Here is a 25,399-nt window from a genome sequence, read left to right on the forward strand (position 1 = left end):
TCAGCCCGTCTCAGTGCGAGACCCGCCGCGCCGTCCACAGGTGCCCACCGCACCGTGGGGGCCTACGGGGGCTCGGCCCTCGTGCGGAGATGCGAGAGGGGAGGGGCCGGGGTCCGGACCCTCGCGGAGTTTCCCGCCGTCCCCTCAGCCCGTCTCAGTGCGAGACCCGCCGCGCCGTCCACAGGTGCCCACCGCACCGTGGGGGCCTACGGGGGCTCGGCCCTCGTGCGGAGATGCGAGAGGGGAGGGGCCGGGGTCCGGACCCTCGCGGAGTTTCCCGCCGTCCCCTCAGCCCGTCTCAGTGCGAGACCCGCCGCGCCGTCCACAGGTGCCCACCGCACCGTGGGGGCCTACGGGGGCTCGGCCCCCGGACGGAAATGCGAAAGGGAGAGGGGCCAAGATCAAAGATCTCGGCACACCTCTCCCACGACCTGGAGCGGGCGACGGGAATCGAACCCGCGTAGCCAGTTTGGAAGACTGGGGCTCTACCATTGAGCTACGCCCGCGTGCTCGGTCGACGTGTCCCGGCGGTGTTCCGCCGAGGTCTTCCCGACCTTGCGTGCCCCAGCTTAACGCGTCGCGATAGGCTCTCCGCAACGCACCCGGGCAGTGGGGGTGCGGTGCAGGTAGGACGGGGTGTGGCGCAGTTTGGTAGCGCACTCGCTTTGGGTGCGAGGGGTCGTGGGTTCAAATCCCGCCACCCCGACGGTCCTCCGGGAGGCGTGGTCGTGCGGCCGCGCCTCCTTCTTCACGTCCGGGTGGTCTCACGGAACGTGATCTTCCCGGGTGATTCGTTCGACTTCCGGTAACGGTGAGCAGCCGCCGCCCGATTTCGCGGTCGTGCACGTTCACGTTGCTGTGTCGAGGGCCGCGCGCCGGGTCCGGCTCCCCGCCTTGGTGGTGGGGGTGCTGCTGGCGCTCGCGGTGCTGCTGCTGGTCGGGGTGTCGTTGTTCGTGGACGTTCCCGGCGGGCACGTCGCGCCGCCGACGGTGGGGATCGGGACGGCGGTGATCCCGACGCCGCTGGGTTCGGTGGGCGGTGCCGGTGAGGTGGCCGGTGACGCGGTGTTCTCGGCGCCGAGGTGACGGCTCGCCCGGCGCGCCGCGGCGGGAATTCGCGCTCCTGGCGTGGAATCGGCCGCGGGGCCCGGTTCGCGCGGGCCCGCGCGCTCGCGGCCGGTGGGTAGCGGGTGGCGCCCTGAGGCAACCCCCGGGGGCTCCGGTCTCGCCTGGGCAATAGACTCGGAGGTCAGCCCGGCGTCGCCGGAGCGCCCCCGACGTGGGGTGGCGCTCCCGCCGGCACCGCCGGGGTCCGAAGCACGTTCGCACTAGGAGACCACGTGAAGAGCACCGTCGAGCACCTGAGCCCGACGCGCGTACGGATCAACGTCGAGGTGCCGTTCGACGAGCTCAAGCCGAACTTCGACCGCGCGTACAAGGCACTGGCCAACCAGGTCCGCATCCCGGGCTTCCGGCCGGGCAAGGTTCCCGCCCGGGTGCTGGAGAGCCGCATCGGCCGGGGTCCTGTGCTCGACGAGGTCGTCAACGAGGCGGTTCCGGCCAAGTACATGGAGGCCATCAACGGCACCGAGGTGCGCACCCTCGGGCGTCCGGAGATCGAGGTCACCAAGATCGAGGACGGGGACCAGATCGAGTTCACCGCCGAGGTCGATGTGCGTCCGGAGATCACCGTTCCGGCGTTCGGCGAGCTGTCGGTGTCGGTGGACGACGTCGAGACGACCGAGGACGAGGTGCAGGAGCAGCTGGACGAGCTGCGCGCCCGCTTCGGGACGTTGACCGGCGTGGACCGTCCGGCGCAGCAGGGCGACTTCGTCAGCATCGACCTGTCGGCCACGGTCGACGGCGAGGACGTCGAGGAGGCGCGCACCAGCGGCCTGTCGTACGAGATCGGCTCCGGCCAGCTCATCGAGGGCATCGACGACGCGCTGATCGGCGCGTCGGCGGGTGACACGAACACCTTCAACACCGATCTGGTGGCCGGCGAGTACGCGGGCCGCGAGGCCGAGGTCACGGTGACCTTGGCGTCGGTGAAGGAGCGGCACCTGCCGGAGGCGGACGACGAGTTCGCCCAGATGGCCAGCGAGTTCGACACGGCCGAGGAGCTGCTCGCCGACCTGCGGGAGCGGCTGGGCCGCGTCAAGCGGATGCAGCAGGGCATGCAGGCCCGGGACAAGGTCCTGGAGGCGCTGCTGGAGACCGTCGAGGTCCCGCTGCCGGAGAACGTGGTGAAGTCCGAGGTGGAGGTTCGCGAGCACGACGCGATCCACCCGTTCGACCACGACGAGGCGAAGTTCGCGGAGTGGCTGGAGCAGCAGGACCAGACCCGCGAGCAGTTCGACGCGGAGACCCGCGAGGAGGCGGAGAAGGCGGTCCGCACCCAGCTGGTGCTGGACACGATCGCCGACGCCGAGAACGTCTCCGTCTCGGACAACGAGCTGACCGAGCGGATCATCTACCAGGCGCAGCGCTTCGGCGTGAGCCCGGACCAGTACGTCCAGCAGGCGCAGCAGTCCGGCCAGCTCGGGGCGATCTACGCGGACGTGCGGCGCAGCAAGGCGCTGTTCTCCGTCGTGCGCCAGGCCACCGTGGTGGACGCGTCCGGCGCGGAGCTGGACCTGGACGAGCTGTTCGGTTCGCAGGATGACGCCGGCGAGCAGCCGGAGGTCGTGCAGGGCGAGGTCGAGCAGGCCGAGGACGCGAAGTCCGATGCGAAGGACGAGTCCGCCGCGACGAAGTCCGAGTGACGGTTCTTTCGCGGTGATTTCGCCGTGAGCGGAAGGATTCCGCGAACGGCGGGAGCAATGCACAAGCTCTGAGCGAACGTGGGCGGTACCGGGAAGCTGGTGCCGCCCACGTTCGTTAGGGTCGGTTGCAAGCGGATCACCGGATACGGAAAAGCAAGGCGTTCCCAGCGGGTCGGCGGCCGACGGCCGGTGTGACCGGTCCATTGTGGAAGCCCTCATCGTGGAAGAAGGCAGGGGAGACGTGACGCAGCACCTGACTGTTCCGGCGTCGGACTCGACGCCGCACATGCGGTCGACGAACGGGCTCTCGCTCAACGACTCGGTTTACGAGCGCTTGCTGCGGGAGCGGATCATCGTCCTGGGCTCCCAGGTCGAGGACACCATGGCCAACCAGATCTGCTCGCAGCTGCTCCTGCTCGCGGCCGAGGACCCGGAGCGGGACATCTCGCTCTACATCAACTCGCCGGGCGGTTCGGTGACCGCGGGCATGGCGATCTACGACACGATGCAGCTGATCAAGCCGGACGTGGCGACCGTCGCGATGGGCTTCGCGGCGTCGATGGGCCAGTTCCTGCTGTCCGCCGGTGCTCGCGGCAAGCGGTTCACGCTGCCGCACGCGCGGATCATGATGCACCAGCCGTCGGCGGGTCTCGGCGGCACGGCCTCGGACATCGCGATCCAGGCCGAGGTGTTCACCAAGCACAAGCGGGAGATGGCGGAGCTGATCGCCGCTCAGACCGGGCAGACGGTGGAGAAGATCACGGCCGATTCCGACCGCGACCGCTGGTTCACGGCGGAGGAGGCCCGCGACTACGGCTTCGTGGACCACATCGCCTCCGCGGCGAACCTGCCCAGCTGACCGCGCGCCCGGAACCACTAACGAGGAGTCACCTGTCGTGAGCTCATTCCAGCTTCCGCAGTCCCGGTACGTGCTGCCCTCCTTCGTCGAGCGCACCGCGTACGGGGTGAAGGAGTCCAACCCGTACAACAAGCTGTTCGAGGAGCGCATCGTCTTCCTCGGCGTCCAGGTGGACGACGCCTCGGCGAACGACGTGATGGCGCAGCTGCTGTTCCTGGAGTCCGACGACCCGGACCGCGAGATCCAGATCTACATCAACTCGCCGGGTGGTTCGTTCACGGCCCTGATGGCCATCTACGACACCATCCAGTACGTCCGCCCGGACGTGCGCACGATCTGCCTGGGCCAGGCGGCGTCGGCGGCGGCGGTCATCCTGGCCGCGGGCACGAAGGGCAAGCGGCTCGCGCTGCCGAACTCCCGGATCCTGATCCACCAGCCGTCCACCGAGGGCATCTACGGCCAGGTCTCCGACTTGGAGATCCAGGCCAACGAGGTGCAGCGGATGCGCGACCTGATGGAGACGACGCTGGCCACGCACACCGGCAACGACAAGGACCAGGTCCGCCGGGACGTGGAGCGGGACAAGATCCTGACGGCGGAGCAGGCGCGGGAGTACGGGATCGTCGACGAGGTCCTGCCCTACCGCAAGCTGTCCGCGCAGTCCTGATCCGGTCGGCCCGCGTGGCGACCGGAGGTGGTGCTCCGGCGGCCTCCTCGCGCCCGGCCCGGCGGTTCGGCCGGCCGGTCCGAGGTGAGGGGGTCGCCGCGCACCCGGGGCGGTCGCGGCACGGAGTGCCGCCGCTGAGAAGATGTTGATCTCCGGCGGGGCCGCTCCGCTGATCAGCGCGGTGCGGTGCGGAAAGCCGGTCGCGGGAGCGTTCCGGGAAGTGGGATGCTGTGGTGCGCTCGGCGCACCGGCGTCCGCGACACGCCGGGAGCGCGGCCACCGGCCGTCGCACCCGGTGCATGCCGGAGACTGGCGAGCAGCGGAGTCTGCGAGTCTCCCCGAACCGGGGGAGCGGCAGGTACCGTCGGAACGAGCACATACGGTCAGGCACGTCACCGGACGGCGTGCCGGAGGGGACGGGGTCAGCGGTCATGGCACGTATCGGTGACGGCGGCGACCTGCTGAAGTGCTCCTTCTGCGGGAAGAGCCAGAAGCAGGTGAAAAAACTCATCGCCGGCCCCGGCGTGTACATCTGCGATGAGTGCATCGATCTCTGCAACGAGATCATCGAGGAGGAACTGGCGGAGGCCGGTGAGGTCAAGCTCGACGAGCTGCCCAAGCCGACCGAGATCCACGAGTTCCTCGACCAGTACGTCATCGGACAGGACCCGGCGAAGCGCAACCTGTCGGTCGCGGTCTACAACCACTACAAGCGCATCCAGATGGGTGAGCGCGCCCGGGACAGCCGCGAGGAGAACGTCGAGCTCGCGAAGTCGAACATCCTGATGCTCGGTCCCACGGGCTGCGGGAAGACCTACCTGGCGCAGACGTTGGCGAAGATGCTCAACGTGCCGTTCGCGATCGCCGACGCCACCGCGCTCACCGAGGCGGGCTACGTCGGCGAGGACGTCGAGAACATCCTGCTCAAGCTCATCCAGGCCGCCGACTACGACGTGAAGCGGGCCGAGACGGGCATCATCTACATCGACGAGGTCGACAAGATCGCCCGCAAGAGCGAGAACCCGTCGATCACCAGGGACGTCTCGGGCGAGGGAGTGCAGCAGGCGCTGCTGAAGATCCTGGAGGGAACCACGGCGAGCGTGCCCCCGCAGGGCGGCCGCAAGCACCCGCACCAGGAGTTCATCCAGATCGACACGACGAACGTGCTGTTCATCGTGGCCGGTGCCTTCGCCGGGCTGGAGAAGATCGTCGAGGACCGGGTGGGCAAGGCCAGCGTCGGTTTCGGCGCCCAGCTGCGGTCGAAGGAGGAGGCGAACTCCGCGGACCGGTTCGCCGAGGTGCTCCCCGAGGACCTGATCAAGTTCGGGTTGATCCCCGAGTTCATCGGCCGGCTGCCCACGGTGGCCAGCGTGACGAACCTGGACAAGCCCTCGCTGGTGCAGATCCTCACCGAGCCGCGCAACGCCCTGATCAAGCAGTACAAGCGGTTGTTCGAGATGGACAACGTGGAGCTGGAGTTCACCCGCACCGCGCTGGAGGCGGTCGCCGACCAGGCGATCCTGCGCGGCACGGGGGCTCGTGGCCTGCGCGCCATCTTGGAAGAGGTGCTGCTGCCGGTGATGTACGACATCCCGAGCCGCACCGACGTGGCGAAGGTCGTCATCACCGAGCAGACCGTCCGGGAGAACGTCAACCCCACGATCGTGGCCAGGCAGGCGACGCGGCGGGAGCGCCGCGAGAAGTCCGCCTGAGACCCGAGCACCGCACGCAGCACCACCCACCGCCGCCGTCCCGTTCCGGGGTGGCGGCGGTGTGCGTCGTGCGCCCGCGCGGGTGGTTTCCCGCTCCTGTTCCCCGGATCGCCCAGCGGCGTCCCGCGCGATGCATGATCATGCGGAGCGGAGGTTGCATCGTCCGGCTGGGGAGGGCCCGATGAGCGAGCTGCACGTGCTGCTGGTGCCGGACGGGTCCGGCTCCGGGCCCTGGCACTGGCAGCAGTGGCTGGCGGCACGCTTGCGGGAAGCGGGCGCCGTCGTCACCCGGTGCCCGGGCCCGGTGGAGTCGACGGCGGCGCTGCGGGCCGAGCTGGCGCGCGTACTGCCGGAGGCGGAGCTGGCCGTGGTGGCGCACCGCGGCGGGGCCCGCACCTGGTTGCGGCACGCGGCCGCGCCGGGCGGACCGGAGACGCGCCGGGCGGACCGGGTGCTGCTGGTCGCCCCGGCCGAGCCGGACGTGTCCCCGGGCCGACCGGGTCCGCGCGCGGTTGAACGGGCTCTGCGGGCGGCGGAAGCCGACAGGCCGGGAGCACGCGCGGCGGAGCCTGATGCGCCTGCGCTGCGCGCGGCAGAACCCGACGCGCCGGCGCTGCGCGCGGCAGAACCCGATGCGCCTGCGCTGCGCGCGGCGGGCGGCCCGACGCGGATGGTGGTGGGCACCGACGACCCGGAGCTGTCGGTGTGCGCGGTGCACGCGCTCGCGCACCGGCTGCGGGTGGAGCTGGACGTGCTCGCCGACGGCCGCGCGCTGGACCTGGCCGCGGGCTACGGCCCGTGGCCCGCGCTGCTGCGCTGGGCGTTGTACGGCTCGGTGCCGGTGGCCGACCGCTTCGACACCGCGCCGCACGTCGCCGGCTGGCCCGCGGTGCCGGAAGCGGTCCGCTGACCGGAGGTCACGACCGGTGCGACGTGGGTGAGCTCTCGGTGGTGGCGGGGCCCGTCCGGTAGCGCAGACGGTCGTTGGCACGATGGACGGCTCGGAGGGAACGAGGCCCGGAGGTGCCATGCAGCGCGGGAAGCCGCGGAACGTCCCGATGCCGAACCGGCGCACCCTGCTCACTTCCGGCCTGGTCGGAGCGGGCGCGCTCGGCCTGGGGCTGAGCAGCGATTCCGGTGGCGCGCTGGTCCCCGCCGAACCGCTACCACTGGCCAAGCAGAGCAACGTCTCGGTGGAACGGGTGCACTCGCAGGCCCGCAACCGCGAGGTCGAGATCGTCACCATGTACCCGAGCGGGGTGTCCCGCGATCGGATCCCGGTGTGCCTGATGCTGCACGGCCGGTTCGGCGACGCCCGCAAGTCCGCGGGGGGCCTGCCGAGCTGGTTGACCACCGCGGTCGCCACCGGCAAGGTGCCGCCGTTCGCGTTCCTCGCCGTCGACGGCGGCGGCAACAGCTACTGGCACCAGCGGTTCGGCGACGACCCGATGTGGATGTTGCTGGACGAGGTGCCGCGCTGGCTAGCGGAGCGCGGCATCGGTGGTGACGACGGCCAGCCGTTCGCGGTCTCCGGGATCTCGATGGGCGGGTTCGGCGCGCTGCTCTACACGCGGCGCCGCAACGAGCTGGAGATCCCGGTGGAGGCCACCGCCGTCGTCTCCCCGGCGCTGATCACGAACTGGCCGGAGATGGCGCGGCGCCGCGCGTTCGCCGACGAGGCCGACTGGCGGGCCATCGACCCGATGCGGCACATCCCCGAGCTCGGCGACGTGCCGCTGGGCGTGTGGTGCGGCACCCGGGACCGGTTCATCACCGGCACCCGCAAGTTCGTCCGCAAAGCTCGCCCGGAGGTGGCCTCGGTGTCCACCCCGGGCGGTCACAACAGCCGGTACTACCGGCTCGCGCTGCCGGAGGTCGTCGATTTCGTGGGGGGCTACGCCCCGGACAAGTCCGACCACGGCTGAGACCGGCGGCCCGGCACCGGTCAGGGCACCGGGGCGGCGTCGGGTTCGAGGATGCGGTGCGTGCCGGTGTAGACGTTCATCGAGCTGCCCCGGAGGAAGCCGACCAGCGTCATGCCCTGCTCGGCGGCCAGCTCCACCGCCAGCGAGGACGGCGCCGACACCGCGGACAGCAGCGGCACCCCGGCCATCGCCGCCTTCTGCACCAGTTCGAACGAGGCCCGGCCGGACACCATGAGCACGCACCCGCGCAGCGGCACCCGGCGTTCCAGCACCGCCCAGCCGAGCACCTTGTCGACCGCGTTGTGCCGCCCCACGTCCTCCCGGCACACCAGCAGGTTCCCGTCGCCGTCGAACAGCGCGGCCCCGTGCAGTCCGCCGGTCGAGTCGAAGACCTTCTGCGCGGCCCGCAGCCGGTCGGGCAGCGCGGCGAGCGTCTCCGGGGTGATCTCCAGCGGGTCGTGCTCGGGCGAGTGCCGGGTGCTCAGCCGCACCGAGTCGAGCGCGGCCTTCCCGCACACCCCGCAGGAGGAGGTGGTGTAGAAGTTGCGCTCCACGGACGTGTCGGGCGGCGTGACGCCCGGCGCGAGCAGGATGTCCAGCACGTTGTAGGTGTTGCGCCCGTCCGGCCCGGGGCTGTCGCAGTAGCGGGCGCTGTGCAGGTCGTCCTTGTCCGCGATGACGCGTTCGGTGAGCAGGAAGCCGTGGGCGAGCTCCACGTCGTGGCCGGGGGTCCGCATGGTCACCGACAGGGCGCGGCCGTTGACCCGGATCTCCAGCGGTTCTTCGGCGGCGAGGGTGTCCGGCCGGGTTCGGGAACCGCTCTCGGTCACTCGCAGCACGGGGCGCCGCACGGTGACTCGTCCCATCGTCAGCCTCCTGGGTCGGCTCTGCTCGGATGCCGGGACCAGTATGCGCCGCGTGCTCGGCCCGCCGGTGGGGCCGTCGTGGGCTGCTCCGTTCGGGTGTGACATCGGCACCGCCCACCCGGAGGAGGATGGTTCCGCCGGGTGAGATCGCTAGGGTCTCGCCGGACGCCCGACACGCCCCGGGGAACCCCGCTACAGCAAGGATTCCGATGCCCGACCTCGCCGCCCAGCCCCGCCAGAGCCTCCGCTTCGTCGAATCGGAGGAGCCCATCACCGAACCGGTCACGAAGTTCGGTGGCCAGCCGGTGTGGCTGTCGACGCCGGCGTGGCCGATGTCGGAGGCGCTGGGCAGGCCGATGCGGTTCCTCGGGCAGATCCGGCTGCCCGGGGAGCAGGTGCGGCTCGCCTACCTGTTCCTCACCGAGGACTACCCGGAGGAGGCCGACGAGGTGGTGGACACGTTCGCGCCCGACTCGGGGGAGAACGCGTTCTTCGCCCAGCCCGGGGAGCCGGCCGACTTCTACCAGGTGGCGACGATCGCCAAGGGGCCGACGTTCGGGCCGGACCACCGGGTGGAGCTGGCGCCGTTCGACGGCGAGGTGGACGTGGACGACTTCGCGACGAGGCTCGGCGGGGCGCCGCAGTGGTTGCAGGGCGACGAGTCGCCAGGGGAGCCGTTCCGGTTCGTGGGGCAGTTCGACAGCTCGGTCGATTTCCCGTTCGAGGTGGACTTCGGCGACGCGGGGGTCGGGTACGCGTTCCTCGACGAGGCCAGCGGGCAGGGGCGCTTCCTCTGGCAGTGCAGCTGAGCAGCGGCGGCTGACGCGGGTGTGCCGCGCGCCCGCGCCGGGTAGGGCTGCGGCATGGCACGGGACGGGCTCGGCGAATACCGGAGCAAGCGGGACCTGGCGCGGTCCGGCGAACCGGGCGGTGGCGCGCCGGGGGAGCTGCCGCGGTTCGTGGTGCAGCGCCACGACGCCTCCACGGTGCACTTCGACTTCCGGCTGGAGGTCGGGGACGTGCTCAAGTCGTGGGCGGTGCCGAAGGGGCCGTCCACCGACCCGCGGCAGAAGCGGCTGGCCACGCCCACCGAGGACCACCCGCTTGACTACGCGTCCTTCGAGGGCACCATCCCGGAGGGCTACGGGGCGGGCACCGTCGTCGTGTGGGACACCGGGTCGTACCGGAACCTCACCGAGCACCGCGGGAAACCGGTGGAGATGGCCGACGCGCTCGAACGCGGCCACGTGAAGGTGCTGCTGGAGGGCAGCAAGCTGACCGGCGCGTTCGCCCTCACCCGCACCCCGATGCGCGGCCGGGAGGAGTGGCTGCTGGTGAAGGTCGACGACGAGGGCGCCGACCGGCGCCGCAACCCGGCGCGCACCCAGCCCGAGTCGGTGCTCTCCGGCCGCACCAACGCCGACCTCGCCGCCGAGCGGGAGAACGGCCGATGAGCGGGGCGGAGGTGCTGTCCGCAGGTGCCGAACGCGTCGAGCTGACCCACCCGGACAAGGTGCTGTACCCGGCGGACGGCTACCGGAAGCGGGACGTCGCCGAGTACTTCCGCGCGGTCGGCGACCGGATGGTGCCGCACCTGCGCGGGAAACCGCTGACGATGCGCCGCTTCCCGGACGGGGTGGGTGCGGCGGGCTTCTTCCAGAAGGAGGCGTCCGGCCACTTCCCGGACTGGGTGCGGGTGGTGCCGGTGCCGCAGCGCGGCGCGGGCGGGCCGGTCCACCACGTGGTGTGCGACGACGTGGCGACGCTGGTCTACCTGGCGACCCAGGCGTGCCTGGAGTTCCACGTGGGCCTGGCCGCGGCGGCGGAGCCGGACCGGCCGGTGCTGGCGGTGGTGGACCTCGACCCGCCGCCGGGGACCGGGATCGCGGAGCTGCGGGCGGTGGTGCGCGAGTTCCGGGACCGGTTCGCCGATGCGGGCCTCGCCCCGCACCTGCAGACCACCGGCGGCAAGGGCTTCCACGTGGTGGCCCCGCTGGCGGGCCGCCGCGGCTTCGACGAGGTGCGCGCGGCGGTGCGGGACATGGCGCAGGACGCGGTGCGCGCCGCCCCGGACCGGCTCACCACCGAGCAGCGCAAGGACGAGCGCGGCGACCGGATCTTCTTGGACGTGGGGCGCAACGCCTACGGGCAGACGATGATCGCGCCCTGCTCGCTGCGAGCCCGCGACGGCGCCCCGGCGGCGACGCCGCTGGACTTCGCCGAGCTGTCGAAGGCGACCCCGCGGTCCTACGGACTCCGGAACCTGCCGCGCCGCCTGGCCCGCAAGGCCGACCCGTGGACCGACCTCCCGGACACCGCCGCCGACTTCCCGCGCTCCTGAGCGTCATTCCGCGTAGGAGGTGGTGCCCGTGCGCAGCGCGTGCTGGGCGCGGCGGAGCCTGCAGTACATGTCGGGGCGCAGCAGCGCGCGGGCCTGGGCGGTCGTGGCGAACCGGAAGCGGGTGATCTCCGGGTCGGTGATCCGCAGCGCGGCGATGTGCTCGCAGGGCAGCCTGCCGCCGTCGAAGACGAACAGCAGGTGGTCGTCCCACGGTCCGCGCGGGCGCACCCAGTCGACCAGCAGCGGCCGCCCGACGGGCGCGCGGATGCCGAGCTCTTCGCGGACTTCGCGGGCAGCGGCGAGCCGGGGTGGTTCGTTGGCCTCGGCCATCCCGCCGGGCAGGTCCCAGTGCTCCTTGTAGCTGGGGTCGACCAGCAGCACCCGGTCCTGCCGGTCGCGCAGCAGCACGTCGGTGGTGACCCGCTTGCGGGGTTGCCGCGCGTTGCCCTCGGCGAGGTGCGCGTGCGTCCCCTCCGGCCGCGCGGTCCGGGTCCCGTTCAAGCGGAGTCGCGCAGTGGGTGGGTGGCGCGGGCGGCGAGGAAGTCGGCCACGGCCGGGTCGCGGTGGTGCGGCAGCAGCGCGTTCGCCAGGCCGGTGAGCCGCTCGTGCACGCGGGCCGAGGACAGGGCGGGGGCTTCGGCGAGCACGGTGCTGCCCGCCGCGGCCGCCTCGTCGTAGCGCCCGGCGTCGAAGAGCACCTGCGCGAGGGACGTCAGGCTCAACGCCTTGCTGCGCACGCGCTCCGGGGGGCGCAACCCGACCGCTTCGCGGGCGTGCCGTTCGCCGCGGCGCAGGTCGCCGAGGCTGCGCCAGCACTCGGTGGTCTCGCTGGCCAGCGAGGCCCGGTCGAACGGGGCGATCCAGCCGCAGGCCTCGTCGCGGACGGTGAGTTCTTCCCCGGCCAGCGCCAGGTGCCGTTCGGTGCCGTACCGGTCGCCCTGCGCGGCGAGCGCCCGTGCGTGCAGCGCGTGCAGCCGGGCGACGAGGCGGGCCGTGCCTCCGGTGCCGATGGTGTGGGTGAGCCCGTTCAGCGCGTAGTCCGCTGCGGACCGCGGCTGGCCGAGCTCGGTGGACAGGTGGGACAGCGAGGCGCACACCTCGGCTTGCAGCGCGTGGTCCTCGGCGGCCGCCGCGAGCCGGTAGGCGGTGTGGAAGTGCTCGCGCGCGGGAACGTCGCCGCCGCTGTCGTGCGCCATCCACCCGGCGAGCTCGACGACGGAGGCCGCCGCGGACAGCACCTCCGCCTGCCGCGGTTCCTCCCGGACCAGGGGCAGCACCGCGGTGGTGAAGTAGTGCCGGACCGTCTCGTAGAGCGTGCCGCCGCCCACCCTGCGGTCGGCGGACTGGAAGGACGCGGACACCACCCGGATCGAGTCCACTGTGGACGCTGGCACTCTGCTCCGCGCCGCCCCGGTCGAGCCGCGGGGCCGGAAGCCGAGCGCCGCGTCGTCGACGGCGCCCAGCACGGCGCGCAGCGCGGCCCGGTAGGCGGCGGTGGGCCAGCGGACCGCGCCGCGCTCCCACTTGGCGATGTGGTGCGCGTCGAGCGCCCAGCGCTTGCCGGTGGTCTCCAGCAGGTAGTCGTTGACCGCCTCGGCGAGTTCGGCGCGGGACAGCGGTTCGCCGGGCGCCAGCCGCGAGGGCAGGGCCTCCCGGGTGCGGCGCAGCCGCTCGTTGCGCTCCGGTCGGGGCCGGGCGGAGGAATCGCCGGTCATGATGATCAGCCTCCCAACGAGTACGGAGTGTATACACCTTGCTTCGCAGCGTCGCCGATCTTGCCCCGAGTTGCCCCGATCGGTCGGTACCGCTGCGCCGAAAGCCGAGGTGGCCGCGCATTCGCCGACGTTCCCCGAGTTGCCCCGGCGCGTTCCCTGGTGCGCCGCGGTGCGGGCGCCGATGCTGGCTGCATGGGGCGACGAGGGGATCGGCTGATCCGCATGACCAGCGCGCACGACGGTCGCGACCACCTCGTGGGCGAAGCGGAGATGGCCGAGGGGCTCGCCGGTCGGCAGGGGCGGTACCGCGCGCTGCGGCCTCCTGGTGCTGGCGGCGGAGCTGTCCCGGCCGCCGGCGCTCCCGTGCCCGTGGTGCCGGGAAGCCGACCGGCGCCCCGGCCGCCGCGATCCCGTCGCTCCCGGCCCACCGGGCGCACGCCCGTTACCGGCCCCGGGGGGGTGGTGCGGCCCGGTGTGCCCCCGCGGCACCCAGGCCGGGCGCCGGGGCGCCGCGGGGGGGGGGGGGGGGGCCCCCCCCCGCCCCCCCCCCCCCCCCCCCCCCCGCCCCCCCCGCCCCCCCGCCCCCCCCCCGGCCCCCGGCCCGGTGGGGGTGCTGCGGCCCGGTGTCCCCGCGCGGCACGCAGGCCGGGCCCGACCGGCACGGGCGGTGACCTCCGACGCGCGCCCCGCCCGGGCCGGTCCCGCCCGCGCGATGCCCACGTTCGGCCGAGCGGGACCGCTGGATGGGCGGTACGCGGGCTCGCGGGGCCTGCCGATCCCGGGGGGATGGGGATCAAACGAGGGCGCTCCCACCTGTGCGGCAGCGCGCGGACGCTGTCCGGGCGGCCCTGCCGGAACAAGGTGAGGTCGAGCTACCCGTCGCGGTACTGCAAGGAGCACCGGTTCTGCGGACGCCGGGGGGCGTTCCGGGTGCACGCGGACGACGTCCGGGACCGGCGGCGCCGGGAGCGCGAGGCGGTCGCCGTGCTCGTCGCCGACCCGTGGCCGCGGACCGTCCAGCAGCGCTGCCTGGCGGTCGTGGACGGTGCGACGTGGGAGGAGTTCCTGGCGCAGCGCGCGAACCGCGCCTGTCGCGTGCTCGCCGACGTCGCCGCCCGGGTCGAGCGGGCCGACCGGCTCTCGGCGGCGCGGCTGCACGACCTGGTGCTCGGCGGCGCGGAGCGGGACGACGCGGTGCGGCGGGTCGCGGCGGCGGTGGCGGTCGCCGTGTCCCGGCGGGTCGGTGATCCGGCGGAGGTGGCGTTCGCGGTTCGCGTGCTGGGCGTGTTCTGCTGCGCGTCCGCGGCCGAGGTCGAGCGGTGCCCGTGCCGCCGCGCGGTGGTGGAGCGCTTCGGTCCGCGCGTCGTGGCGGACAAGCTGGCCAGGGGACTGCCGGAACGCCTCGCCGCCTGACGGGCCGGCCCCGCCCCGACGCGCGGCCGCGGGCGGGCCGTGAACGCGGAACCGGGCCGCCCGCGCGGTGCGGGGCGGCCCGGTCCTCGGGTGCGGGGGATCAGCCCGCGGAGCGCTCCAGGCGGATCAGCACGGCCTTCGAGACCGGCGTGTTCGACTTCTCCGCCACCGCGCCGAGCGGCACCAGCGGGTTCGCCTCCGGGTAGTAGGCGGCGGCGCAGTCCCGCGCGGTCGGGTAGGCGACGATGCGGAACGCCTCCGCCCGCCGTTCCTCCACAGTGGACTCGCCGTCGGGCCCGGGCTTGCCCGGCCATTCGGAGACCATGTCCACCAGGTCGCCTTCGGCGAAGCCGAGCGCGGCGATGTCCTTCTCGTTGACCATGACCACCCGGCGCGCGTCCTCGATGCCGCGGTAGCGGTCCGAGAGCCCGTAGATGGTGGTGTTGTACTGGTCGTGGCTGCGCAGCGTCTGCAGCAGCAGCCGGCCCTCCGGCACCTCCAGCGGCTCCGCCTCGTTCACCGTGAAGTTGGCCTTGCCGGTGGTGGTGGTGAAGGTGCGGCTGTCCCGCGGCGGGTGCGGCAGCACGAAGCCGTCCGGGCGGCGCACCTTCTCGTTGTAGTCGGCGCAGCCGGGCACGACGGCGGCGATGTGCCTGCGCACCGCGTCGTAGTCCTTCTCGAACTCCTCCCACTGCACCGGGTGCCCGTCGCCGAGCAGCTTGCGGCCCAGCCGGGACACGATCGCCACCTCGGACAGCAGGGTGTCGGAGGCGGGGGAGAGCCTGCCGCGCGAGGCGTGCACCACCGACATCGAGTCCTCGACGGTGACGAACTGCGGCCCGGACTCCTGCACGTCCTTCTCGGTGCGGCCCAGCGTCGGCAGGATCAGCGCGGTGTCCCCGGCGACCGCGTGCGAGCGGTTCAGCTTCGTCGACACCTGCACGGTCAGGTCGCAGCCGCGCAGCGCCCGCTCGGTGCCCGCGGTGTCGGGCGTGGCGGACACGAAGTTGCCGCCGACGGCGAAGAACGCCTTCACCTCGCCCGCCTGCATCGCGTGCAGCGCGTCGACGGTGTCGTAGCCGTGCTTGCGGGGCATGGGGATGCCGAACTCGGCCTCCATGGCGTCCATGAACTTCTCGGGCATCTTCTCCCAGATGCCCATCGTCCGGTCGCCTTGCACGTTGGAGTGGCCGCGGACCGGGCAGACGCCCGCGCCCGGCTTGCCGATCATGCCGCGCATCAGCAGCAGGTTGACCGCTTCGCGGATCGTCGGCACGGCCTTCTTCTGCTGGGTCAGGCCCATCGCCCAGCAGATCACGGTCCGCTCGGACTCGATGAGCATCCGCGCGATCTTCTCGATCTGCTCGCGGGACAGCGCGGTCGCCTTGAGCGTCGCGTCCCAGTCGATGTCGGTGGCCTGCGCGTAGAACTCGTCGAAGCCGTGGGTGTGCTGCTCGATGAACTCGCGGTCCAGCACGGTGCCGGGCGCGGCCAGCTCGGCCTTCGCCAGCAGCGCGGTGAGCGCCTTGAACAGCGCGAGGTCGCCGCCGATGCGGATCTGCGCGAACTCGTCGCACAGCGCGGTGCCCTTGCCGACGACGCCGCGCACGTTCTGCGGGTTCTTGAACCGCATCAGCCCGGCCTCGGGCAGCGGGTTCACCGCGATGATCTTGCCGCCGTGGCCCTTGACCTTCTCCAGGGTGGAGAGCATCCGCGGGTGGTTGGTGCCCGGGTTCTGCCCCACCACCATGACCAGGTCGGCGTGCTCGACGTCGGCCAGCGACACCGAGCCCTTGCCGATGCCGATCGTCTCGGTGAGCGCCGAGCCGGAGGACTCGTGGCACATGTTCGAGCAGTCCGGCAGGTTGTTGGTGCCGAAGCTGCGCACCAGCAGCTGGTACAGGAACGCGGCCTCGTTGCTGGTGCGGCCCGAGGTGTAGAACGCCGCCTCGTCGGGCGAGTCGAGCGCGCGCAGCCCCTCGGCGACGACGTCGAGCGCGGCGTCCCAGTCGATCGGCCGGTAGTGCGTGTCACCGCTGCGCTTGATCATCGGCTGGGTGAGCCGCCCCTGCTGCCCCAGCCAGTAGTCGCTCTTGTCCGCGAGCTCCGCGACGGAGTGCTTCGCGAAGAACTCGGCGTCGACGCGCCGGGTGGTGGCCTCCTCGGCCACGGCCTTGGCGCCGTTCTCGCAGAACTCGGCGACGCTGCGCTTGTCCCCGTCCGCCTCCTGCGGGTCGGGCCATGCGCAACCCGGGCAGTCGAACCCGGAACGCTGGTTGAGCAGCGGCAACGTGAGCATGGTGCGGCCGGCGCCCATCTGCTCCCAGCCGCGGCGCAACGACACCATCACCGCCTTCACGCCTGCTGCGTGGTCCTTCGGGTGGTGCGTGGACAGCGCCGACTCGTCGATGTCCTGTTCGGGGGCTTTGCGCGACATGCTTCCCAGGGTCCCCCGTCGAGGTCGACTCGGCACAGTCCGCGTGATGTGGTTCACACGCCTGGCTCAACGCGGGAGGTGAGGCCCGGTGAGGCCGCTGCGGGCGGTTCGTAGAATCGGCGTGTGACACAGACCAGCGCACCCGCACAGCCCCGTGAACTTCCGTCGAGCTGGAACCCGGCCGACGTCGAGGCCGAGCTGTACCAGCGCTGGGTAGCCGCCGAGTACTTCACCGCCGACGCGCACAGCGACAAGCCGCCGTTCTCGATCGTGATCCCGCCGCCGAACGTCACCGGCAGCCTGCACATCGGCCACGCTTTCGAGCACACCCTGATGGACGTGCTCACCCGTCGTCGCCGGATGCAGGGCTACGAGGCGTTGTGGCTGCCCGGCATGGACCACGCCAGCATCGCCGTCCAGGCCCTGGTGGAGCGGCAGCTCCGCGAGGAGGGCGTCGACCACCGCGAGCTCGGCCGGGAGAAGTTCCTGGAGCGGGTGTGGGAGTGGAAGGAGCAGCACGGCGGCTCGATCCTGTCCCAGATGCGCCGCCTCGGGGACAGCGTCGACTGGAGCCGCGAGCGCTTCACGATGGACTCGGGGCTGTCCCGCGCGGTGCAGACCATCTTCAAGAAGCTGTTCGACGACGGCCTGATCTACCGGGCGGAGCGCCTGGTGAACTGGTCGCCCGCGATGCGCTCGGCGATCTCCGACATCGAGGTGGAACACCGCGAGGTCGAGGGCGAGCTCGTCTCGATGCGCTACGGCTCCGGGGACGCGGAGATCGTGGTCGCCACCACCCGGGTGGAGACGATGCTCGGCGACACCGCGATCGCGGTGCACCCGGACGACGAGCGCTACCGGCATGTCGTGGGCACCGAGGTGGGGCTGCCGCTGACCGGCCGCAGCATCCCGGTCGTCGCCGACGAGCACGTCGACCCCGAGTTCGGCACCGGCGCGGTGAAGGTGACGCCCGCGCACGACCCGAACGACTTCGAGATCGGCCGGCGCCACGACCTGCCGATGCTCACGATCATGGACGAGCAGGGCCGCATCGCCCACACCGGCACCGAGTTCGACGGCATGGACCGCTTCGAGGCCCGCGTCGCCGTCCGCGAGGCGCTGCGCGCCGAGGGCCGCATCGTCGCCGAGAAGCGCCCGTACCTGCACAGCGTCGGGCACAGCTCCCGGTCGAAGGAGCCGATCGAGCCGCGGTTGTCGCTGCAGTGGTTCGTCAAGGTCGGCCCGCTCGCGCAGGCCGCCGGGGACGCGGTGCGCGACGGCCGGGTCGCGGTGCACCCGCCGGAGATGGCGAAGCGCTACTTCGACTGGGTCGACAACCTGCACGACTGGGCCATCTCGCGGCAGCTGTGGTGGGGCCACCGGATCCCGATCTGGTACGGCCCGAACGGCGAGGTCGTGTGCGTCGGCCCGGACGAGGAGCCGCCGTCCGGCGAGGGCTGGCACCAGGACGAGGACGTGCTCGACACCTGGTTCTCCTCCGGCCTGTGGCCGTTCTCCACGATGGGCTGGCCGGACGAGACGCCGGACCTGGCGAAGTTCTACCCGACCAGCGTGCTGGTCACCGGCTACGACATCCTCTTCTTCTGGGTCGCCCGGATGATGATGTTCGGCCTGTACGCGATGGACGGCGTGCCGCCGTTCGACGTGATCGCGCTGCACGGCATGGTCCGCGACGCGCACGGCAAGAAGATGTCCAAGTCCGCGGGCAACACGGTCGACCCGCTGGAGTGGATGGACACCTACGGCACCGACGCGCTCCGGTTCACCTTGGCGCGCGGCGCCAACCCGGGTGCGGACGCGCCGATCAGCGAGGAGTGGGTCGCCGGGTCGCGCAGCTTCTGCACGAAGCTGTTCAACGCCACCAAGTTCGCGCTGATGAACGGGGCGCGGGTGCCGTCCGAGCTGCCGGACCGCGCGGAGCTGACCGACGCGGACCGCTGGATCCTGGACCGCACCGACCAGCTGACGTCCGATGTGGACGAACTGCTGGAGGACTTCCAGTTCGCCAAGTCCACCGAGGCGCTCTACCACTTCACCTGGGACGAGTTCTGCGACTGGTACCTGGAGCTGTCCAAGGTCCAGATCGACGCGGGCGGTGACCGCGCGGAACGCACCCGCGAGGTGCTGGGGCACGTGCTGGACGTGCTGCTGCGGCTGCTGCACCCGACGATCCCGTTCGTCACCGAGACGCTGTGGACCACGCTGACCGGCCGCGAGTCCGTGGTCATCGCCGACTGGCCGAAGGCGGCGGGCACGCCCGCCGACGAGGACGCGGCGCGGCGGGTGGAGGCCACCCAGAAACTCATCACCGAGATCCGCCGGTTCCGCTCGGACCAGGGGTTGAAGCCCGGCCAGCGGGTCGCGGCCCGGCTGAGCGGCCTGGACGCGCTCGGACTGGTCGAGCACCTGCCCGCGGTGCGGTCGCTGGCGAAGCTGAATGAGCCCGGCGCGGACTTCACCTCCTCGGCGTCGCTGGAGATCGGCCTGGTCGGCGGCACCGTCGAGGTGGAGCTGGACCTCTCCGGCGCCGTGGACGTGGCCGCTGAGCGCAAGCGACTGGAGAAGGACCTGGCGGCGGCCCGCAAGGAGCTGGAGGGCACCGAGAAGAAGCTCGGCAACCCCTCCTTCACCGACAAGGCACCCGCCGAGGTCGTCGAGAAGATCAAGGTCCGCCGCGAGACGGCGCAGACCGACATCACCCGCATCGAATCCCGCCTGGCGGCCCTGCCGACGGCGTGACCGCTCCCGTCCGCACCTGAGGTGAACGGCCCGTTCGACCAGCCGCATCGGTCGGGCGGGCCGTTCGCCTCTCCGGGCTCAGCGCTCGGCCGCCGGGGCGGCGAGGTTGACCGACCGTCCGGAGGAGGAGATGAGCCGGTGACAGGTGCAGCGAACGACGGATGGTTCACGAGCAGTCGCAGCGCGGCCGCCAGCGACAACTGCGTGGAGGTTCGGTTCGGCTCCGACGAGGTCGGCGTCCGCGACACGAAGGAGCGGTCGGGTCCGGTGTTCGCGTTCTCGGCGGGGGCGTGGGGCGCCTTCGTGGCGGGTGCGAAGGCGGGCCGCTTCGACTTCTCGGCTCCCACTCGTGCAGGCGCCTGTTGATCAGAGTGATAACGCGACGCGCAGAGCTTGGTCCACCCGTTGCATGTCCTTGGGGTGCAACGCGCCCGCGTCCCGGCTGATCTCTTCGTGGAAGATCGGTTCGATGTCGTCGCAGAGCACCGACCCCACCCAGTCGGAGTCCTTGTCGTCGAGCACCACGATGCTGGGGTAATTCGGCTTGCGGGTCGTGGTCAACCGCACCGCGAGGAAGTCGCCGAGCCGTGCGTTCCGGCTGTTGTTGGACACCGCGAGGTAGAACTTCTCCCCGCGATCGCCGATCGTCGCGCCGTAGATGCGCCCGCGAACGATGGTGCGATGGCGCTGAGCGTTCACTCGTCATTCCTCGCTGCGAGGCGTTCGCGCCGCGCGGAGGTGTGCGCGCGACGTTCCGCGTGTTCGGTGTCGGTCATCTCGGCGGCCATTCGCCGGTAGGACTCGTCCAGCGCCTGTGCGCGGACGTTGTCGATGCCGGCGTGAAAGGCCGCACGCAGCACCGCCGCTTTGCTGGTGCCGACTTCTGGCACCAGGTTCTCCAGCGCGATGCGCTCCGGGCTCTCCGGGGTCATCAGGCGCTCGACGAGGTCAACCTCATCGGGAAGCAGGGGCAGGTTCTCCCGCTTGGAGACGGTGTGCGCTCCTGGTATCGACATGACTCCCATGTTGTACGCCCGAAACGACCCGTGCAATGACTCATGATTTGAATCATCCATCTGGGTCATGAGTGGGATCTTGGTGTGCTCGCTGCGGGTGGTGCGCGGCTGCCCTGGGGGCGCAGGCCGGGTGCGTGCACCTACCGACGTAGACTTGAGCTGGACGTTTGTCGTCGGGGTAGGGGAGTGTGCCAGTTGTCCGGCACCGAGTCCGGTGCGCTGCACGAGCTGCGCGTGGTGGAGGCCGAGCTCAACGAGCGTTGGCCGGAAACGAAGATCGAGCCGTCGCTGGACCGGATCCGGGCGCTCACCGACCTGCTGGCCGAGCCGCAGCGCAGCTACCAGGTGGTGCACATCGGCGGGACCAACGGGAAGTCCTCGGTCTCGCGGATGGTGGACTCGCTGCTGACCCGAATCGGTTTGCGCACGGGCCGCTACACCAGCCCGCACCTGCAACTGGCCACCGAGCGCATCAGCATCGACAACAAGCCGATCACCCCGGAGGCCTACGTCGAGGCCTACCGCGACATCGCGCCGTACGTGTCCATCGTGGACTCGAACCACGACGTGAAGATGTCGAAGTTCGAGGTGCTGACCGGCATGGCCTTCGCCGCCTTCGCCGACGCGCCCGTCGAGGCCGCCGTGCTGGAAGTGGGCCTCGGGGGCGGCTGGGACGCCACCAACGTCGCCGACGCGCACATCGCGGTGCTCTGCCCGATCGCGCTGGACCACGCCGACTACCTCGGCACCGACCTCGCGGGCATCGCCCGGGAGAAGTCCGGGATCATCAAGCCGGACTCGATCGTGGTGCTCGCCGCGCAGACCGCCGAGGTGCAGACCCCGATCCTGGAGCGGGTCGCCGAGGTCGGCGCCACCGTCGCCCGCGAGGGCAACGAGTTCGGCGTGCTGTCCCGGACCGTGGCCGTCGGCGGCCAGATGCTGAAGCTGCAGGGCCTCGGCGGCACCTACGACGAGATCTTCCTGCCGCTGCACGGCGAGCACCAGGCGCGCAACGCCGCCCTCGCGCTCGCGGCGGTCGAAGCCTTCTTCGGCGCCGGGGCCGAGCAGAAGCTCGACCCGGAAGCCGTGCAGGAGGCCTTCGCCGCGGTCATCACCCCCGGCCGCCTGGAGCGGGTCCGCGCCGCCCCGGCCGTGCTCGTCGACGCCGCGCACAACCCGCACGGCGCCCGCGCGCTCGCCGACGCGCTCAGCTCCGAGTTCTCCTTCCGCCGCCTCGTCGCCGTGATCGGCGTGCTGTCCGACAAGGACGTGCGCGGGCTGCTGCGGGAACTCGAACCCGTCGTGGAAGAGGTCGTGCTCACCAAGAACTCCTCGCCGCGGGCGATGGACCCCGACGAGCTCGCCGCCCTGGCCAAGGACATCTTCGGCGCGGAACGCATCGTCGTGGAGCCCCGCCTGGACGACGCCGTGGAGACCGCCATCCAGATGGCGGAGGAGACCACCGGGGACTCCGACACCGTCTCCGGCGGCGGCGTGGTGATCACCGGGTCCGTGGTGACCGCCGGTGAGGGGCGCGCCCTGTTCGGCAAGGAGCCGTTGTGACCGAATCCGGATCGTTCCTGTCCCTGCCCACCGCGCCGGACGGCGTGCGCGACCCGTGGAAGGGCCTGCGCGGTGTCATGGCGGGCACGCTGGTGATGGAGTTCCTCACCTTCGGGCTCGCGCTGCCCGTCGTGTGGCAGTTCGGCGGCGGCGTCACCGGCGTCGGGTTCTCCGCCGTCGCGGTGCTCACCGTGCTCATGCTCATCGCCGGGTTCACCCAGCGGAAGCCGTGGGGGCTGCCGTTCGCGCTGGTGCTGCAGGTCGCGATGGTCGCCTGCTACCTGGTGCACCCGGCCGTCGGGATCATGGGGCTGCTGTTCGCGGCCGTGTGGGGCTACATGCTGTACCTGCGCCACGACGTGGCGAAGCGGATGCGCGAAGGTCGGCTGTACGACCAGCTCGGACACCCAGAGGGCTACCCGCCGGAGCAGTGAACACCGGAGCGCGTAGTGCTGCATCATGATGCAGTGCTCGTACACTTCGGTGTATGGCGCACAGTACGAGAACCACGATCACCGTTGATGCCGACCTGTTGAACGAGGTCAAGCGTCAATCGCTCCAGAACCGCATGACCGTGAGCGAGTTCATCCAGGACAGCGTCCGGGAGCGCCTCGCCAAGATGCGCCAGCGATCGGCGCCGTTCACGGTGCGGGCCGTGCGCACGGGCGGTTATCAGCCGGGGGTCGACATCACCGACAGCGCGGCGCTGCACGACCTCATGGAACGCGAATGATCGCGTGCGATGTCAACATCCTGGTGTCGGCGTACAACCTGGATGATCCACGGCAGCCCGAGTACGCGGACTGGCTGGGCGAGGCGCTCTCAGGTCCCCAGCTCGTCGGTCTCCCCACGCTCGTCCTGAGCGGGTTCATGCGCATCATGACCAACCGGAAGATCCTCCGGGAACCCCTGCTCACGCACACGGCCGCCGACCTCGCCGACGAACTCGCGCACGCGGGGAACGTGGCCAAGATCGAACCGGGAGAGGCCCACTGGGGGATCTTCGCCGAGCTGTGCCGGAAGACCGAGGCGAAGGCGAACCACATCCCCGACGCCTACCTCGCCGCTATCGCGATCGAGCACGGCGCGGAGTGGGTCACGGCCGATCGGGGCTTCGCGCGGTACCCGGGCCTGCGGTGGCGGCACCCGCTGGACTAGGAGCTGCTGCGGAACGCGGGGCCGCGCCGTTCGGCGACGGCACCTGATCGTGGCCTCGACGCCGGTGTTGATCATCGGTATCCATGGCACATGGAGATCAACAAAGACCGCGCGCAGGACCGGCAGCCGCCGCTGCGCACCCGCAGCTTCCCGTTCCCGCCCGGCGAACTCGCCGAACCCCGGCCCGGCATCGTCGTCAACGACGACGCCGCGCTGGTGGAATGCCTGGACACCGACCGGCGGCGCTGAGCGCCCGGGTGCTCAGGGCGTCCGGGTGTTCAGGGGCGTCCGGGGACTCAGGCGATGTCGATGACCGCGCGGCCGCGGATCTCGTGGCGGTTCAGCGCGTCGTAGGCGTCCTGCACCTCGTCGAAGGCGAACCGGCGGCTCACGGTGTCCTGCGGCCGCAGCCGTCCGCGCGCCACCAGGTCCAGCAGCACCGGCATGTCCCGCTGGGGTTTCGCACCGTACGAGCCCTTGATCTGCAACTTCCGCCGCGCGATGGTCGCCAGGTCGAACTCGCCGACGCTGCCCTTCGGGGCGATGCCGACCACCACGACCTGACCGCCCTCCACCACGGAGTCGCGGGCCACGCCGAACGTCGCCGGGCTGCCCAGCGCCTCGAAGGCCACGTCCACGCCGCGACCGCCGGTGAGTTCCCGGATCGCCTCCGGCGCGTCCACCTCCGCCGAGTTCACCACGTGCGTGGCGCCCAGCGCGCTCGCCGCGTCCAGCTTGTCCGCGGAGATGTCCACCGCCACGATCGTCGACGCCCCGAACAGCGCGGCCAGCTGGATCAGCGAACTGCCCACCCCGCCCGCGGCGACCACCGCCACCGCATCGCCGACCCGCACGTCCGCGGCGTGCCGCAGCGCCCCGTAGGCGGTCATCGTCGAGCAGCCCACCGAGGCCACGTCCGCCAGCTCCACCTCGTCCGGCACCTGGTAGACCGAGGTCACCGGCGTCACCGACCGCTCGGCCAGCCCGCCCATCGAGTACATCCACACCGGCTCGCCACCGGGCCGGAACAGCCGGGTCTGGCCGTCGTAGAGCAGGCCCTTCGCCCGGTTGTGCGCGAAGAACTCCAGGCAGATCTCGGAGTTCCCGCGCGTGCACTGCGCGCACCGGCCGCACGGCATGATGAAGCTGGTGACCACTCGGTCGCCCACCCGCACCCCGGTCACGCCCGGTCCGACCTCGGAGACGACGCCGGCGACCTCGTGGCCCAGCACGGCCGGCGTCGGGAACGGCAGCTCCCCCTTGAGCACGTGCAGGTCCGAGTGGCAGGCGCCGCAGGAGAGCACGTCGATCGCGACCTCCCCGGCCTTCGGGTGCGGGTCGGCGATCTCCTCGATGGTCATCGGCTCGTTCACGGCGGTGTGCACGGCTGCTCGCATCCGGACCTCCTCGTCGGACCGGCCGGTCGGTACGGCCGGGGCGAATCTAGCCCGCGATCTCCGGGGACACCAGGGACCGGAGGTCCGGCCGCTCGTCGTCCGCAGGTCACCGGGCCGACGCCGGACCCGGGTGCACCGGCGAGCGCGGGCCCCTCGACCCCGATGATCACCGGGGTCGAGGTCAGCGGTGCCCGGTCGCCCCGGGGGAGGCCGCGTCACCTGCGCCGATACCCTTTTCCGCAAAACGGGCGCGGAGAACCCGCGCCGCCCACCCGAAGGAGAGCAACGTGAGCGAGCGCACCCTGGTCCTGGTCAAGCCCGACGGGGTCGAGCGCGGCCTGGTCGGTGAGGTCATCGGCCGGATCGAGCGCAAGGGCCTCAAGCTGGTCGCGCTGGAACTGCGCCAGGTCGACGAGGACCTCGCCAAGCAGCACTACGCCGAGCACGACGGCAAGCCGTTCTTCGGCTCCCTGCTGGAGTTCATCACCTCCGGCCAGGTGCTGGCCGCCGTCGTCGAGGGCCCCCGCGCCATCTCGGCGTTCCGCCAGCTCGCCGGTGGCACCGACCCGGTCGAGAAGGCCGCCCCGGGCAGCATCCGCGGCGACTTCGGCCTGGAGGTGCAGTACAACCTGGTGCACGGCTCCGACTCGCCGGAGTCCGCCGAGCGCGAGATCAAGCTCTGGTTCCCCAGCCTCTGAGACCGGGACGCCGCTGAACCCGGACGGCCTCCGGCCCGGTCCGGCCACCCGGCCGGACCGCCGCCGGGACCGGACCGCGGCGCGGCCCCGACACCGCTGATCGGGGT

The 25,399-nt window shown here is 71.8% G+C and carries 26 protein-coding genes and 2 tRNA genes; 20 read left to right on the forward strand and 8 right to left on the reverse strand.

The features are described from left to right. Window positions 1–432 precede the first annotated feature (432 nt). Window positions 433–506, reverse strand: a tRNA-Gly gene (locus LCD31_RS17925). 126 nt (window positions 507–632) lie between these two features. Between LCD31_RS17925 and LCD31_RS17930 the strand changes: the two genes are divergently transcribed. The 8 genes from LCD31_RS17930 to LCD31_RS17965 all read left to right on the forward strand — a co-directional run bounded on the left by LCD31_RS17930 (window position 633) and on the right by LCD31_RS17965 (window position 7,928). Next, window positions 633–706, forward strand: a tRNA-Pro gene (locus tag LCD31_RS17930). A gap of 152 nt (window positions 707–858) precedes the next feature. Then, the gene (locus LCD31_RS17935) at window positions 859–1,086 is read left to right on the forward strand and encodes a hypothetical protein (protein ID WP_224959622.1); all 228 of its coding nucleotides are present in this window, start codon (window positions 859–861) and stop codon (window positions 1,084–1,086) included. Window positions 1,087–1,340: 254 nt separating this feature from the next. After that, window positions 1,341–2,765, forward strand: a complete 1,425-nt coding sequence (tig, locus tag LCD31_RS17940; RefSeq protein ID WP_224959625.1) for a trigger factor — start codon at window positions 1,341–1,343, stop codon at window positions 2,763–2,765. Window positions 2,766–3,051: 286 nt separating this feature from the next. Then, complete coding sequence (locus tag LCD31_RS17945; protein WP_224959666.1) at window positions 3,052–3,624, forward strand: ATP-dependent Clp protease proteolytic subunit; 573 nt, start codon at window positions 3,052–3,054, stop codon at window positions 3,622–3,624. A 37-nt stretch (window positions 3,625–3,661) separates the two neighbouring features. After that, window positions 3,662–4,291, forward strand: a complete 630-nt coding sequence (locus LCD31_RS17950; protein WP_224959627.1) for an ATP-dependent Clp protease proteolytic subunit — start codon at window positions 3,662–3,664, stop codon at window positions 4,289–4,291. Window positions 4,292–4,722: 431 nt separating this feature from the next. Next, window positions 4,723–6,003, forward strand: a complete 1,281-nt coding sequence (clpX, locus tag LCD31_RS17955; protein ID WP_224959630.1) for an ATP-dependent Clp protease ATP-binding subunit ClpX — start codon at window positions 4,723–4,725, stop codon at window positions 6,001–6,003. A 181-nt stretch (window positions 6,004–6,184) separates the two neighbouring features. Further along, window positions 6,185–6,913, forward strand: coding sequence for an alpha/beta hydrolase (locus LCD31_RS17960; RefSeq protein WP_224959632.1), 729 nt, complete (start codon window positions 6,185–6,187; stop codon window positions 6,911–6,913). Between the two features lie 118 nt (window positions 6,914–7,031). After that, on the forward strand, window positions 7,032–7,928 hold the full coding sequence (locus LCD31_RS17965) for an alpha/beta hydrolase family protein (RefSeq protein WP_224959634.1): 897 nt from the start codon (window positions 7,032–7,034) through the stop codon (window positions 7,926–7,928). 20 nt (window positions 7,929–7,948) lie between these two features. Here LCD31_RS17965 and fdhD read toward each other — a convergent pair whose 3' ends face one another. Further along, the gene (gene fdhD, locus LCD31_RS17970; protein ID WP_224959636.1) at window positions 7,949–8,794 is read right to left on the reverse strand and encodes a formate dehydrogenase accessory sulfurtransferase FdhD; all 846 of its coding nucleotides are present in this window, start codon (window positions 8,792–8,794) and stop codon (window positions 7,949–7,951) included. Between the two features lie 209 nt (window positions 8,795–9,003). On the opposite strand from fdhD, the gene LCD31_RS17975 reads away from it, so the two are divergent. The 3 genes from LCD31_RS17975 to ligD are packed head-to-tail and all read left to right on the forward strand — an operon-like array spanning window position 9,004 to window position 11,135. Continuing rightward, window positions 9,004–9,603, forward strand: coding sequence for a DUF1963 domain-containing protein (locus LCD31_RS17975; RefSeq protein ID WP_224959638.1), 600 nt, complete (start codon window positions 9,004–9,006; stop codon window positions 9,601–9,603). A 54-nt stretch (window positions 9,604–9,657) separates the two neighbouring features. Further along, window positions 9,658–10,248, forward strand: coding sequence for a DNA polymerase ligase N-terminal domain-containing protein (locus LCD31_RS17980; RefSeq protein WP_224959640.1), 591 nt, complete (start codon window positions 9,658–9,660; stop codon window positions 10,246–10,248). Next, window positions 10,245–11,135 (forward strand): non-homologous end-joining DNA ligase, encoded by an 891-nt coding sequence (ligD, locus tag LCD31_RS17985; protein WP_224959642.1) that lies wholly within the window; start codon window positions 10,245–10,247, stop codon window positions 11,133–11,135. The genes LCD31_RS17980 and ligD overlap by 4 nt, the downstream gene beginning before the upstream one ends. 3 nt (window positions 11,136–11,138) lie before the next feature. On the opposite strand, the gene LCD31_RS17990 is transcribed toward ligD, so the two are convergent. Together LCD31_RS17990 and LCD31_RS17995 are read right to left on the reverse strand one after the other, a co-directional pair. Next, window positions 11,139–11,636, reverse strand: a complete 498-nt coding sequence (locus tag LCD31_RS17990; RefSeq protein WP_224959644.1) for an NUDIX hydrolase — start codon at window positions 11,634–11,636, stop codon at window positions 11,139–11,141. Next, window positions 11,633–12,850, reverse strand: coding sequence for a hypothetical protein (locus tag LCD31_RS17995; RefSeq protein ID WP_224959646.1), 1,218 nt, complete (start codon window positions 12,848–12,850; stop codon window positions 11,633–11,635). Before LCD31_RS17995 ends, LCD31_RS17990 begins: the two co-directional genes overlap by 4 nt. 786 nt (window positions 12,851–13,636) lie before the next feature. Between LCD31_RS17995 and LCD31_RS18000 the strand changes: the two genes are divergently transcribed. Beyond that, entirely contained in the window at window positions 13,637–14,263 is a 627-nt protein-coding gene (locus LCD31_RS18000; protein ID WP_224959647.1) for a hypothetical protein, read from the forward strand. Between the two features lie 100 nt (window positions 14,264–14,363). Here the strand turns inward: LCD31_RS18000 and LCD31_RS18005 are convergent, their stop codons facing one another. Beyond that, the gene (locus LCD31_RS18005) at window positions 14,364–16,700 is read right to left on the reverse strand and encodes an FdhF/YdeP family oxidoreductase (RefSeq protein WP_224959650.1); all 2,337 of its coding nucleotides are present in this window, start codon (window positions 16,698–16,700) and stop codon (window positions 14,364–14,366) included. Between the two features lie 123 nt (window positions 16,701–16,823). Between LCD31_RS18005 and LCD31_RS18010 the strand changes: the two genes are divergently transcribed. After that, window positions 16,824–19,460 carry a valine--tRNA ligase gene (locus LCD31_RS18010; protein WP_224959651.1) on the forward strand — a complete coding sequence of 879 codons (2,637 nt, stop codon included), beginning with the start codon at window positions 16,824–16,826 and terminating at the stop codon, window positions 19,458–19,460. Window positions 19,461–19,598: 138 nt separating this feature from the next. Then, complete coding sequence (locus LCD31_RS18015; protein ID WP_224959652.1) at window positions 19,599–19,826, forward strand: DUF397 domain-containing protein; 228 nt, start codon at window positions 19,599–19,601, stop codon at window positions 19,824–19,826. On the opposite strand, the gene LCD31_RS18020 is transcribed toward LCD31_RS18015, so the two are convergent. Both LCD31_RS18020 and LCD31_RS18025 read right to left on the reverse strand, forming a co-directional pair. Continuing rightward, on the reverse strand, window positions 19,827–20,159 hold the full coding sequence (locus LCD31_RS18020) for a type II toxin-antitoxin system PemK/MazF family toxin (protein WP_224959653.1): 333 nt from the start codon (window positions 20,157–20,159) through the stop codon (window positions 19,827–19,829). Beyond that, window positions 20,156–20,545: a hypothetical protein gene (locus tag LCD31_RS18025; protein ID WP_224959654.1), complete on the reverse strand. Its 390-nt coding sequence runs from the start codon at window positions 20,543–20,545 to the stop codon at window positions 20,156–20,158. The genes LCD31_RS18020 and LCD31_RS18025 overlap by 4 nt, the downstream gene beginning before the upstream one ends. A 126-nt stretch (window positions 20,546–20,671) precedes the next feature. On the opposite strand from LCD31_RS18025, the gene LCD31_RS18030 reads away from it, so the two are divergent. The 5 genes from LCD31_RS18030 to LCD31_RS18050 all read left to right on the forward strand — a co-directional run bounded on the left by LCD31_RS18030 (window position 20,672) and on the right by LCD31_RS18050 (window position 23,446). After that, the gene (locus tag LCD31_RS18030) at window positions 20,672–22,039 is read left to right on the forward strand and encodes a folylpolyglutamate synthase/dihydrofolate synthase family protein (protein ID WP_224959655.1); all 1,368 of its coding nucleotides are present in this window, start codon (window positions 20,672–20,674) and stop codon (window positions 22,037–22,039) included. After that, complete coding sequence (locus tag LCD31_RS18035; RefSeq protein ID WP_224959656.1) at window positions 22,036–22,473, forward strand: DUF4233 domain-containing protein; 438 nt, start codon at window positions 22,036–22,038, stop codon at window positions 22,471–22,473. Before LCD31_RS18030 ends, LCD31_RS18035 begins: the two co-directional genes overlap by 4 nt. Before the next feature lie 53 nt (window positions 22,474–22,526). Then, window positions 22,527–22,772 (forward strand): ribbon-helix-helix domain-containing protein, encoded by a 246-nt coding sequence (locus LCD31_RS18040; protein WP_224959657.1) that lies wholly within the window; start codon window positions 22,527–22,529, stop codon window positions 22,770–22,772. Further along, window positions 22,769–23,197 carry a TA system VapC family ribonuclease toxin gene (locus LCD31_RS18045; protein ID WP_224959658.1) on the forward strand — a complete coding sequence of 143 codons (429 nt, stop codon included), beginning with the start codon at window positions 22,769–22,771 and terminating at the stop codon, window positions 23,195–23,197. The genes LCD31_RS18040 and LCD31_RS18045 overlap by 4 nt, the downstream gene beginning before the upstream one ends. A gap of 90 nt (window positions 23,198–23,287) precedes the next feature. Next, window positions 23,288–23,446, forward strand: coding sequence for a hypothetical protein (locus tag LCD31_RS18050; RefSeq protein ID WP_224959660.1), 159 nt, complete (start codon window positions 23,288–23,290; stop codon window positions 23,444–23,446). Window positions 23,447–23,493: 47 nt separating this feature from the next. On the opposite strand, the gene LCD31_RS18055 is transcribed toward LCD31_RS18050, so the two are convergent. Beyond that, complete coding sequence (locus LCD31_RS18055) at window positions 23,494–24,594, reverse strand: zinc-binding dehydrogenase (RefSeq protein WP_224959662.1); 1,101 nt, start codon at window positions 24,592–24,594, stop codon at window positions 23,494–23,496. Between the two features lie 287 nt (window positions 24,595–24,881). Between LCD31_RS18055 and ndk the strand changes: the two genes are divergently transcribed. Next, window positions 24,882–25,292, forward strand: coding sequence for a nucleoside-diphosphate kinase (ndk, locus tag LCD31_RS18060; protein ID WP_224959664.1), 411 nt, complete (start codon window positions 24,882–24,884; stop codon window positions 25,290–25,292). Window positions 25,293–25,399: the final 107 nt, after the last annotated feature.

This window comes from Saccharopolyspora sp. 6M, assembly GCF_020176775.1.
Taxonomy (GTDB): domain Bacteria; phylum Actinomycetota; class Actinomycetes; order Mycobacteriales; family Pseudonocardiaceae; genus Saccharopolyspora_C; species Saccharopolyspora_C gregorii.